This is a genomic window from Exiguobacterium sp. SH1S21 (genome assembly GCF_004337175.1).
GTDB classification, from domain to species: domain Bacteria; phylum Bacillota; class Bacilli; order Exiguobacteriales; family Exiguobacteriaceae; genus Exiguobacterium; species Exiguobacterium aurantiacum_A.
In genome coordinates, this window is record NZ_SJUY01000003.1 from 170,863 (window position 1) to 182,709 (window position 11,847).

General features: G+C 53.7%; 12 protein-coding genes and 1 riboswitch. Of the genes, 1 reads left to right on the forward strand and 11 read right to left on the reverse strand.

Annotation, left to right across the window (positions count from 1 at the left end; all coding sequences use genetic code 11):
* Positions 1-25: 25 nt before the first annotated feature.
* From recG to EVJ24_RS06185, 5 genes are all read right to left on the reverse strand, one after another.
* The gene (gene recG, locus EVJ24_RS06165; protein WP_131440295.1) at positions 26-2,056 is read right to left on the reverse strand and encodes an ATP-dependent DNA helicase RecG; all 2,031 of its coding nucleotides are present in this window, start codon (positions 2,054-2,056) and stop codon (positions 26-28) included.
* Positions 2,043-2,930 (reverse strand): L-serine ammonia-lyase, iron-sulfur-dependent, subunit alpha, encoded by an 888-nt coding sequence (gene sdaAA / locus EVJ24_RS06170; protein ID WP_131440296.1) that lies wholly within the window; start codon positions 2,928-2,930, stop codon positions 2,043-2,045. Before sdaAA ends, recG begins: the two co-directional genes overlap by 14 nt.
* Before the next feature lie 12 nt (positions 2,931-2,942).
* A complete protein-coding gene (gene sdaAB / locus EVJ24_RS06175) occupies positions 2,943-3,605 on the reverse strand; it encodes an L-serine ammonia-lyase, iron-sulfur-dependent subunit beta (RefSeq protein ID WP_035386362.1) in 663 nt (220 codons plus the stop codon).
* A 63-nt stretch (positions 3,606-3,668) separates the two neighbouring features.
* The gene (locus EVJ24_RS06180) at positions 3,669-5,345 is read right to left on the reverse strand and encodes a DAK2 domain-containing protein (RefSeq protein WP_199749308.1); all 1,677 of its coding nucleotides are present in this window, start codon (positions 5,343-5,345) and stop codon (positions 3,669-3,671) included.
* A 22-nt stretch (positions 5,346-5,367) separates the two neighbouring features.
* On the reverse strand, positions 5,368-5,730 hold the full coding sequence (locus tag EVJ24_RS06185; protein WP_016509701.1) for an Asp23/Gls24 family envelope stress response protein: 363 nt from the start codon (positions 5,728-5,730) through the stop codon (positions 5,368-5,370).
* Positions 5,731-5,982: 252 nt separating this feature from the next.
* Between EVJ24_RS06185 and rpmB the strand changes: the two genes are divergently transcribed.
* Entirely contained in the window at positions 5,983-6,171 is a 189-nt protein-coding gene (gene rpmB, locus EVJ24_RS06190; protein ID WP_015881349.1) for a 50S ribosomal protein L28, read from the forward strand.
* A gap of 57 nt (positions 6,172-6,228) precedes the next feature.
* Here rpmB and EVJ24_RS06195 read toward each other — a convergent pair whose 3' ends face one another.
* From EVJ24_RS06195 to EVJ24_RS06220, 6 genes are all read right to left on the reverse strand, one after another.
* Positions 6,229-6,816, reverse strand: coding sequence for a thiamine diphosphokinase (locus EVJ24_RS06195; protein WP_070327523.1), 588 nt, complete (start codon positions 6,814-6,816; stop codon positions 6,229-6,231).
* Positions 6,816-7,388, reverse strand: coding sequence for an energy-coupled thiamine transporter ThiT (gene thiT, locus EVJ24_RS06200; protein ID WP_070327524.1), 573 nt, complete (start codon positions 7,386-7,388; stop codon positions 6,816-6,818). Before thiT ends, EVJ24_RS06195 begins: the two co-directional genes overlap by 1 nt.
* A gap of 74 nt (positions 7,389-7,462) precedes the next feature.
* Positions 7,463-7,562, reverse strand: a riboswitch (TPP riboswitch).
* A 19-nt stretch (positions 7,563-7,581) separates the two neighbouring features.
* A complete protein-coding gene (gene rpe / locus EVJ24_RS06205; RefSeq protein ID WP_070327525.1) occupies positions 7,582-8,238 on the reverse strand; it encodes a ribulose-phosphate 3-epimerase in 657 nt (218 codons plus the stop codon).
* 1 nt (position 8,239) lies between these two features.
* A complete protein-coding gene (gene rsgA, locus EVJ24_RS06210; protein ID WP_131440299.1) occupies positions 8,240-9,124 on the reverse strand; it encodes a ribosome small subunit-dependent GTPase A in 885 nt (294 codons plus the stop codon).
* 43 nt (positions 9,125-9,167) lie between these two features.
* Positions 9,168-11,105 carry a Stk1 family PASTA domain-containing Ser/Thr kinase gene (gene pknB / locus EVJ24_RS06215; RefSeq protein ID WP_131440301.1) on the reverse strand — a complete coding sequence of 646 codons (1,938 nt, stop codon included), beginning with the start codon at positions 11,103-11,105 and terminating at the stop codon, positions 9,168-9,170.
* A gap of 5 nt (positions 11,106-11,110) precedes the next feature.
* Positions 11,111-11,845 carry a Stp1/IreP family PP2C-type Ser/Thr phosphatase gene (locus tag EVJ24_RS06220; protein ID WP_201740351.1) on the reverse strand — a complete coding sequence of 245 codons (735 nt, stop codon included), beginning with the start codon at positions 11,843-11,845 and terminating at the stop codon, positions 11,111-11,113.
* Between the last annotated feature and the right edge of the window lie 2 nt (positions 11,846-11,847).

Here is an 11,847-nt window from a genome sequence, read left to right on the forward strand (position 1 = left end):
ATTCTTTAGTTTTAATTTTCAAGTGTTATTCTAACCTTTCGCCGACAAGTAAGTCGAGTCGCTTCAAGTATTGACGCAGCGGTCTGTACGAGGACTCCTGCCAAAACGTCTCGCTGCCGAGCAAGCGGACGGCGTCTTGCATCGCCACTTCCATCACTTTGAGGTCGAGGACCGGGTCGGCGACACGGAAACTCGGCAACCCGCTTTGGGCTGTCCCAAAGAAGTCGCCGGCGCCGCGGAGTTCTAAATCTTTTTCCGCCAACACGAATCCGTCGTTCGTCTCCGTCATCGTCTTTAAGCGGAGCTTACCGACATCAGACTTCGGGTCTCCTACTAATATACAATAAGATTGATGTGCGCCTCGACCGACGCGCCCCCGTAACTGATGGAGCTGGGCCAAACCGAACCGTTCCGCATCGTGGATCACGATGAGCGAGGCGTTCGGCACGTTTACCCCGACCTCGACGACCGTCGTCGACACGAGAATTTGCAGGGAGTTGTCAGCGAACGCCTTCATCACTTCATCTTTCTCGGCACTCGACAGTTTTCCGTGCATGAGTCCGACCGCATAGTTCGGGAATCGCTCATTGAGTAAATGATACAACTCGGTTGCGCTCTCGACTTCGAGCGTATCGGATTCCTCGATCAATGGCGCGATGACGTACGCTTGACGTCCGAGTGACAGTTCGCGCTCGACCATCGTATGCACCCGGTCGATTTGATCCGTTTTCGCCCAATACGTCTCGATCGGCTTCCGGCCGGCCGGCATCTCATCGATCGTCGACACATCCATCTCCCCGAACGCGCTGATCGCGAGCGTCCGCGGAATCGGCGTCGCCGTCATATACAAGACGTCCGCAAGATCGGCCTTGTCTCGTAACATTTTCCGCTGCTCGACGCCGAACCGGTGTTGCTCGTCCGTGATCGCCAAGTGCAGACGCGAAAACTCAACCGGCCCTTGAATCAAGGCGTGCGTGCCGACGATGATGTCGACGTCACCCGCTTTGATCGCTTCGAGCAACGTAGCGCGCGCCCTCCCTTTGACCGAACTCGTCAATAAGGCGACACGGATCCCGTACGGCTCGAACAGTTGTTCAAGCGAAGCGACATGCTGCTCGGCCAAAATTTCGGTCGGAACCATGAGCGCGCCTTGATAACCCGCGTTCACTGTCGCATACAAGGCGATCGCGGCAACGACTGTCTTCCCGCTCCCGACATCCCCTTGCAACAGGCGATTCATGCGTTCAGGCTTCTCGATATCACTCACGATCTCACGAATGACGCGCGTTTGTGCACCCGTCAACGGGAAAGCGAGCCGCTTGACGAACTCGTTCAGTTGCGTTTTTTCGAGCGTGAGCGCCCTTCCTTTCCCGGAACGCTCCATCTTTCGAAACGCCTGAAGCTTTAATTGATAGAGCAGGCATTCTTCGTACACATAACTGCGGCGCGCTTGTTTGTACATGTCGATCGAATCAGGGAAATGCATCCCTCTGAGCATCGACGCCCGGTCCTCCAAGCGGTAACGCAAGCGGATTGATTCCGGCAGCCGGTCCTCAAACGTCGTCGTCTGATCGAAGGCGAGTTTGACGATTCGACTGAAATTCTTTTGCGTCAATCCGGCCCGAAGCGAATAGATCGGCTGTAACCCGTCCGCGAGCTCACCGAACTCGAGATCGGTCGCACTGATCGTCATCCGGTTCATATCCCATTTCCCTTTGACCGTAACCGTCGCACCAAGCGCCAATTTGTCTTTATAGAAAGCGCGGTTGAACATCGTCACATGGACGACGTAGCGTTCTTCTAACAACAGCCGGAACTGAAGTCGATTTTTGCCTTTACTATAATAGCGGACGAGCGGTTCCGCTTGAACGGTCCCACTCCATTTGACGAGGTCCCCGTGGACTGCCGTCGTCACAGTGCCGCTGTTATAATTTTCATAACGAAACGGGACGTGCTCTAGCACGTCCTCGATTCGTTCGAGACCCATCGTCTCTAATTTTTTGGCCATCTCTGGCCCGACCCCTCGGAGCGTCGTCAACGCGTCACTGTTTGGCATTTTCTTTCTCTCCAAAAATATTGCGTTCGATCCGACGTGCTGTCGGTGTATTGGCGAGTCCGCCCCGCGCCGTCTCTTTCAAGGCGGTCGGCATCATTTGACCGATCTCGTACATCGCTGAGATGACTTCATCGCACGGGATGCGGGACGTGATGCCGGCGAGCGCCATATCAGCCGCAACGACCGCGTTCGCTCCACCCATAGCGTTTCGTTTGACGCAAGGGACTTCGACGAGACCCGCTACCGGATCGCAGACGAGCCCGAGCATGTTTTTCAAGGCGATCGCAAACGCCGTCGCCGACTGTTCCGGCGTCCCGCCGGCCGCTTCGACGATGGCTGCTGCAGCCATACCGGTCGCGGAACCGACTTCGGCCTGACAGCCTCCGGCCGCACCCGAAATCGAGGCGTTGTTCGCGACGACGAATCCGAACGCGCCCGAGGTGAACAAATACCGAATCATCGCATCGCGGTCCATCTCGAGACGGTCCTTGACCGCAAATAGCGTCCCCGGTACGACCCCGGCGCTCCCCGCCGTCGGTGTCGCGCAAATCCGTCCCATCGCCGCATTCACTTCGTTCGTGCCGATCGCTTTGGCGACGGCATCTAAAATCAAGTCACCGGAAAGTGATTTGCCCGACCGGACATAGTCTTGCATGAGCACGGCGTCATTCCCAGTCAGCCCCGTCACAGACGTCACGCCTTGCATCGCCCGCTCGACCGCTTCTTCCATCACTTCAAGGTTACGTTCCATCATCGCCATGACCTCTTCTCGTGTCGAGCGTCTGACGTGGACTTCTTGCTCGATCATCACTTCAGAGATCGGGATGTTTCGTTCCGTTGCCGTCCGTACTAATTCTTCTACTGATTTAAACATAGTCGTTTCTCCTTATTCCCCAAAGATGGCTACCCGTTCGATTTGAGGTAACCGTTCCAGTTCCGCTAATACATCTTTTGGCATCGGTTCATCCATTTCAATCGCCATCAAGGCTTGCTTGCCTTTTTCATGACGGCTCACTTCCATATGCCCGATGTTCAGTTCGTGCTTGGCGAGTATGCCCGTCACGGCCGCAATCGCCCCGAAGCGATCGTGATGCAAGACGACGAGTGCCGGTCCACCGCCAGAAAGCTTGAGCGGGAATCCGTTCAATTCGGTGATTTCAATCGTGCCACCGCCAATCGAGATCCCAACGATCTCAAACGTCCCCTCCGCGTCCTCGAGATGAACCCGGGCCGTGTTCGGATGATCCGTGAGCGCGTCGCTCGTCTCAAAGACGACTTCGATTCCCCGCTCTTTCGCGATGTCGAGCGCTTGCGGGATGCGAAGATCGAACGTATCGAACCCCATGATGCCTCCGACGATGGCAACGTCTGTCCCGTGACCTCGATACGTGTCGGCGAACGACCCGTAAAATGTGATCCGCGCGAGGTCCGGCGTTCGGCCGAACAGTTTGCCGGCCATAAGACCGATCCGTGCGGCTCCGGCCGTATGCGAACTCGATGGTCCGACCATGACCGGTCCGATAATATCAAACACACTGCGATATTTCATCGCATTTCCCCCTTTCAAAAAAACCCTACCTTCATTATACAGAAGGCAGGGCTGAGATACAGCTTATTCCACACTAAAAATGTAGGAGTAGAGCGGTTGTTTACCGTCGTGAACTTCGATTTCAATCTCATCGTTCTTCGATTCGATGTAAGCCGAGAGTGCTGCGACGTCTTCCGCCGACGAACCTTCGCCCGTCAAAATCGTGACAATCTCATCATCCGCGTCCACAAGTGCATCTACGAGCGCTTTTGCCGCTTCTAGACTCGATTTTGATGATGCGACGATTTTCTTCTCAGCAATCGCCATATGATCATCTTTACGAATCTCGACACCGTCGATACTCGTGTCACGGACAGCGTATGTCACTTGTCCTGACTTGACCGTAGTTGCGGCCGTCTTCATGACCGACTCGTTCGTCTCGACATCCGCTTCAGGATTGAACGCGATGGCAGCCGCTAGTCCTTGCGGTACCGTCTTCGTCGGAATGACCGAGACGCCGCAAGGTGCGACCGATGCCGCTTGCTCAGCGGCCATGATGATGTTCGAGTTGTTCGGGAAGATGAAGACGTGCTCGGCGTTCGCCGCTTCAATCGCTTTGACGATGTCTTCCGTCGACGGGTTCATCGTCTGCCCGCCTTCGATGACATGTGCGGCACCGAGCGAACGGAACAGTTCACTGACACCTTCACCCATGGCGACGGTGACGATCGCGTAAGGTACTTTCGCTTTGACGGCAGTCGCTTGAACGCCGTGCTGGTTGGCACCGTGCTCTTCTTCAAGAATCGTCGAATGCTGTTGACGCATGTTCTCGATCTTGACCGCGACAAGCTCACCAAAACGTTGTCCTTTCGTGATGACGTCGCCCGGCGTCTCGACGTGAACGTGGACTTTGAGCAACTCTTCGTCGGCGACGACAAGGAGCGAGTCTCCGAGTTCAGACAGCTCGTTACGGAACACGTCCTCATCGAACGGAGTCTGTTTCAACTTTTCGTCTTGGAAACGGACCATGATCTCCGTGCAATATCCAAATTCGATATCTTCCGTCGACATGAAACCTTGCGCAGCATGGTGTTCTGCCTCAACGAGGGCATCCATGACCGGTGCGTGCGGCTTCTCGAGCTCTTTCCCTTCAAGGCTCGCGAGGAACCCTTCATAGATGACGAGGAGACCTTGACCGCCTGAGTCGACGACACCGACTTCTTTTAAGACCGGCAACAAATCAGGTGTCCGCTCGAGCGAAGCTTTCGCTTCCGTGATCACTTGCTCCATGAACTCATTGAAATCGCTCGTCGACTCAGAGGCACGGAGCGCTTCGTCGGCCGCTTCACGAGCAACCGTCAAAATCGTTCCTTCAACCGGTTTCATAACCGCCTTGTATGCCGTGTCAACGCCACGTTTGAGTGCCTCGGCAAAGTCGAGTGTCGACAATTCTGTCTTTCCTTCGATCGATTTACCGAAACCACGGAATAATTGGCTCAAAATAACACCCGAATTCCCACGGGCCCCCATAAGTAGGCCGCGGGCAAACTTCGATGACACGTCAGCGATGTTCGCTGTGTCGAGTGCGGCCACTTCCTTCGCACCTGAAGTCATCGTCAAATTCATGTTCGTTCCCGTGTCGCCGTCTGGGACCGGGAAGACGTTAAGCGAATCCACGTAATCTGCATTTTGGCTCAAGTTGGCTGCACCGTTTGCGACCATTTGCGCAAACACCAATCCATCTAAACGTTTTAACCCCACACCAAATCCTCCTTCGTTCTCGTCAGTCATTCGTCAGACGAACGCCTTGTACGAATATATTTACCGACGAAACGTTTAATCCTAAAGTTTCACCGAGCGTGTATTTTACACGACTTTGCACGTTGTACGCGACTTCCGACACTTTCGTCCCGTAGCTCACGATGATGTGCATATCGATATGTACGTCTTCTCCATCTTGACGTACGACAACGCCACGCGCATAGTTCTCACGTTTGAGCAGTTCTGCGATCCCGTCTTTCAGTTGAGCTTGTGACGCCATTCCTACGACGCCGAAACATTCCATCGCCGCACCGCCCGCGAGTGTCGCGACCACGTCGTTCGTGATATCAATATTGCCATATGTTGTCTTCATTTCAATTGCCATATGGAGTAGCCTCCTTTATTCGGAATGATTCCTACAGTATATTCTACAATAAGTACCTAGTTATTAAAAGGACATGCCCCTAAACTCGGTCAATTGTAACCGCAACCCTCATTCATTATTAAAATCCTCATCCGTAATGTCAAGTTTTTTTCTTGTCATCCGGTTATTTTCTAGTTGCATCGTGAAAAAACCCATGCTAATATAAACGAGTGTCTATTAGGACGAACCCACATAAAAAAGGAGGGGAAACGCATGGCACGTAAATGCTACGTAACAGGTAAGTCACCTAAGTCAGGTAACAACCGTTCGCACGCACTCAACAAGACAAAACGTACTTGGGGTGTAAACGTACAAAAAGTTCGCATTCTCGTTGACGGTAAACCTAAACGAGTTTGGGTTTCAGCTCGCGCTCTTAAATCAGGTCTCGTTGAACGCGTATAATTACCATACACGAACGAAATAAATCCCAGCGGCATGCGCCGATGGGATTTTTTTTGTTTATTTCTTTATATACATAATCAAGACGTTGCCGCTATGAACGAGCAAGTCCGCCTCTTCCGCCGACCACTCGTTTGAGATCGTCAGCGCCTCATGGCTGACGACGTCATGGTTCTCGAGCGGGTACTTGACGCCACGAATCGAGACCGAGGCCCGTTTCCAAGGTACGAGCGACAAGTAATGGTCAGGACGACGCGGGAGACGATAGTCCCCTTTTCCGACGAGACGGACTTCTTGCCCGTCTGCGAACAACCGCATCTCGGGGTACGCTTCGAGCAGACCGACGTTGCTGAGCGTCATATCGAGCCTGCCCCCGAGTGCACCGTATACGTCGATCACGTCCGCCCCTTTCCCTCGTGCCGCCTCGAGAGCGATCTCAAGGTCGGTCACGTCTTTTTCAGACGGATAACGGACAGCTTCCTCCGGCACGGTGCCTGTGAACGAATCAAAGTCACCGACGAGCAGGTCCGGCTTCATTCCACGGTCGAGCAGCGTATGATAGCCGCCGTCGACGCCGATGACGTAATCGGCGTTCCGAGGAAGCTCAGGGACCGCTTCCGGGCTCGCAGCCACAATCAAGACGCGCATTATCTGATGTCCCGTGTCGCGAGCGTCGCGAAACGCGGCGCCGACGTGAACAAGAGCACGATCACGACCGCCGAGACGAGGAACGACGGCAACATATACGTCAAGTTATAGCCTAGCGAGTACAAGACGACCGGTCCTTCCGCATACTCGGCGAAGAAGACGATGCCAGAAACGACGTGCGCAACGTAGCGGAGCGCCGAGCCGATCAACGCCCCGAGAATCAAATAGAACGTGAGCGTTTTCTTGGCGCCGTCTTTTGCCGACTGTTTGACTTGCCCGGCGAAGATGCCGGCGACTCCGACGAGGCCGTAGGCGACCGTGTAGTCGAGTAAAAATTGGACCGGTGTGAAGATATAGGCCCCAAATAACAGTTGTAGCGTCCCGACGAGCGCGCCTGTCGCGAGTCCGCCTCTCAATCCATGCCGATACGCCATCACGAGAATCGGCAGCATCGCCAAGCTGACTGCTCCGCCTTGCGGCAACCGATATGGGATGAGCATGTCAAAGATCAGTCCGAGCGAGGCGAACAGCGAGATTTCAATGAGCGCCTGTAGTTTTAAACGTTGTTTCATCTTATTCCCTCCTTGATATGAGTGAACGACAAAAAGCAGCATGACGTAAACGCCATGCTGCTATCGTGTAGCAACGTGCATTTTCGCCACATCCCTACGTCCGTGTGAACGGAACAGGTTCAAAGGGTTAGCTCATGCCTCTCAGCCACAGATGTGACACCCCTTGCGACAATATTTGTTGTTCTACAGACAATTATACACGAGACGCGTTGCGAATGCTATCGATTGCGTCTTTATAGCTCGGTTCGTTATAGATGGCTGAACCGGCAACGAGGACGTCGGCACCTGCGTCGATACAAAGTTTTGCCGTCGCAGGATTTACCCCGCCATCGATCTCGATCTCGAAGTCGAGACGACGCGCTTGGCGCATCTCGCTGAGCGCCGCAATCTTCGGGACGACCGCTTCGATGAACGCTTGGCCGCCAAAGCCAGGGTTCACGGTCATGAGCAATACCATATCGACATCACCGAGCACGTGCTCGATTGATGACAACGGCGTATGTGGGTTCAAGACGACACCACACTTGGCGCCGGCTCCTTTGATTTGTTGCAATACGCGATGCAAATGGTTTGTCGCCTCGACATGGACCGTGACGATATCGGCGCCTGCTTGAACGAAGTCCTCGACGAACCGTTCCGGTTGGTCGATCATCAAATGGACGTCTAATACCATGTCCGACTTGTCACGCAAACTTTTGAGTACCGGCAGTCCAATCGAGATGTTCGGCACGAACTGACCGTCCATGACGTCAAAATGAATGTAATCGGCCCCTGCTTCTTGGACCGCTTTGACCTCTGCCTCAAGGTTGGCAAAATCGGCCGACAGGATCGATGGTGCGATTTTAATCATGTTAGTACCTCCGTTGTCTATCTTTTAATTCCTCCATAAACGTAACATAGTTCGCATAGCGGGTGGAAGCGATTTCTCCGGCCTCGACCGCCGCTTTGACGGCACAACCTGGCTCGTTCAAATGGGCGCAACCACGGAATTTACAGTCATCGTGCCGCAAGACGAATTCAGGGAAACACCAACGCATCTCCTCGACTTCAAGTTCTTCCGGGAACTCAAGACTCGAGAATCCAGGTGTATCGGCGACGAACCCGTCCGCGAGTGTGATGAGCGTGACGTGACGCGTCGTATGCTTCCCGCGGCCAAGCGCTTTCGAAATTTTACCAGTCGCGAGTTCGAGCTCCGGTGCGACCGCGTTCAGCAACGAACTCTTCCCGACGCCGGTCTGTCCGGCGAACACGCTCGTCTTGTCTTTGAACGCGCTGCGGATGAGCTCGATTCCAGCTCCGTCTTCGGTCGACGTCTCAATGACTTGATAGCCGATCGAACGGTATAGCGCTGCCGCCGCACTAATTTTTTCTTTTTCAGTTTCTAGCAACAAGTCCATCTTCGTCAACACGATGATTGGGTGAACTTGCTTCGATTCGATCAAAATGAGAAAGCGGTCAAGCAAATGAAACGAGAACGCCGGCTCTTTCACGGAAAAGAGCAGAAACGCCTGATCGATGTTGGCGATCGGCGGACGGACGAGATGGTTCGACCGCTCATCGACAGCCATGATGTAGCCGGTCCCGTCCCCTTGGTCTTGAATATCGACGTCGTCCCCGACGACGGGCGAAATGTTTCGGTTCCGGAAGTTTCCCCGGGCGCGACATCTGATTTCAACTTTCGTTTCGGTCATGACATCATAAAATCCACCTTGCAAGCGAATAATCGTTCCTTTCATCCTGTTTCCTCCTTAGAAAAGAGGTGACGCGCACGCCACCTCTTCATTGTGAATCTTTTGCTTGGGCGTATGTCACCGTATCGGTCCGAACGACTTCTCCCTCGACTTCAATCGTCGCGGTACCGACTTCGTCCGGAGCAATGACGAGCGTATAGGAATACGTCGTCGTTTCTGTGATCATATCACGCAACACTTCGATCTCACCACGGGCATCGACGGTACGGATGACGACTTCGACCGGCTCCGCCTCTTCACCTTCTGCCGGCGGTTCGATTTCGACGTCCACTTCTCGCTCGATCGAGATGTCGGTCGGCTCGACCCCTTGTGAGACGATGACCGTCAGTTCCGTTCCCGGGTCGACCGCCGTCCCTGACGTCGGAAGTTGACGAATGATTTGATTCGCTGGGATGCTCGTCGAATACTCATCGCGTTTCACGATTTTCAAGTTGTTTTGCTCGGCATAAGTTGACGCCTCTTCGAACGTATAGCCCGTCAAATTGGCAAGCTCAATTTTATTGCTACCGGTCGAGACGACGAGCGTGACCGTCTCTTCCGACGCGATAACTTCTTCACCTGGCGTGATCGACTGCGAAATCACATCTCCGCTGTCGACCGTTTCGGACGCTTCGGATTGGATTTCAATATCTGTGAAATCAAGATCTTTCAACGTTCGTTCCGCTGCTGTTTGAGACAACCCTTCGACGTCAGGCATCTCGACCGTCTCTTTCCCAGCAGACACGACGATGGTGACGACCGTTCCACGCTTCGGCTTCCGTCCAGGTTGCGGGTTTTGCGAAATCACGTCGCCTTCAGACACGTTGTCACTCACTCGGTCCGTCGTCTCAACGACGAATCCGGATGCTTCCAGTTCAGTCGTCGCATCACCGACGCTCATACCGACGACATCAGGCACGACGGCACGTGACATTTCATCTGCAACCACATACGCGGCAACCCCGCCACCAATCAATAGAAGAACGAGCACTAGCCAGAGCCACCACTTCTTTTTCTTTTGTTTCTTCGGCGTCGCTGATTCCGGCTCGACTGCAGCTACCGGCTGCTTGACGACTTCTTTCGGTTCTTCCGGGACGACAGGCGCCATGACGAGCGTCTGATCAAACTCGTCTTGTTCTGTCGGCATCCGTTTCGGTTCGTCCGCTCGGTCTGGGCTGAGCGATGTCAAGCAGTCTTTTTTAAAAGCAGCGACCGAGGCATGTCGTGCCCCCGGAGATTTGGCGAGCGCCTGCATAATACAGTTCTCAAGCGCTTGTGGAATTTTAGGGTTCAAGTCGAGCGGTCTGATCGGATCATCTTGCAAATGTTGCAACGCGACCGCGACCGGCGTCTCACCGATGAACGGGACTCGTCCTGTCACAAGTTCGTACAGCACCGCACCGAGCGAATAAATGTCTGACTTCTCATCGGCAAACTTACCACGCGCTTGTTCCGGAGAGAAGTAGTGGACCGACCCGAGGACTGACATCGTATGGGTCAGCGTCGCGTTCGACATGGCCACGGCAATCCCGAAATCGGTCACTTTGACGTTCCCATTTTGGTCAATCATCATGTTTTGCGGTTTGATATCCCGATGAATGATGCGATGGGCATGGGCATGATCGATCGCATCACAGATCTGTCCCATGATCCGTAACGCTTCCTCGATTGATATGTACTCTTCCTGTAAATATTGTTTGAGCGTCATACCATCGACATGTTCCATGACGATGTAATAAATGTCTTGTTCATCTCCGACGTCATAAATGGCGACGATGTTTGGATGGTTTAGACTGGTTGCCGCATGGGCTTCTCGTTCGAACCGGCGTATAAATTGTTCGTTATGCGAGAATTCAGATCGTAACACCTTAATGGCGACGGTTCGGTTTAAAATCTCATCGTGAGCCCGGTAGACATTTGCCATGCCGCCGCTACCGATTTGTTGTTCGATCCGATAACGATCGTTGATTCGTTCTCCACTTCGCATCGGATTCATCCTCTCTTTCTATCTGTAAATTGGACGAGCGCCACAGTGATGTTGTCGCTCCCACCCAATCGGTTGGCTTGATCGATCAACATGTCCGCCTTAGCGTCCGCAGAGATGGGACGAGTTAAGGCGTATTTGATGGCTTCATCTGTCAGGTGAGTCGTCAAGCCATCCGTACAGATTAAAATCGTGTCGAACTCGGGGTCGGCAAACACTTGCAGATCAGGTTCGACGTGCTCTTTTGAGCCGATCGCACGGGTGATAATATTTCGTTTCGGGTGGATCCGCATTTCTTCTTCCGTCAATTCCCCAAGTTGTTTTAGCACGTTGACGTAAGAATGGTCTTCCGTCAACTGTTGGAGTGTTCCGTCACGAAGGGCGTAGACGCGGCTATCGCCGATGTGCACGATGACAATCGTCTCGTCATGCCAACAGACGCCAGCGATGGTCGTCCCCATCATGACGAGATTAGACTGCTTCGCGAATTCAAGCACTTGCTCATTTGCCAGCTCCACGTTATCACGGAACCACGTCTCCATCGCTAACGGTGTGGCCGGAAGCGTCGGAAAGGCGCGACGAAACTGCTCGATGACGAGCCCGCTCGCGACCTCTCCTGCCTCATGCCCCCCCATGCCGTCGGCGACGAGGGCGATCCCGGCATGCTCGTCTCCTAAAATCAAGACGGCATCCTCGTTTTGAGCCCTCACCTGCCCACGGTCGGTTCGGTATGCTAATTCCATCT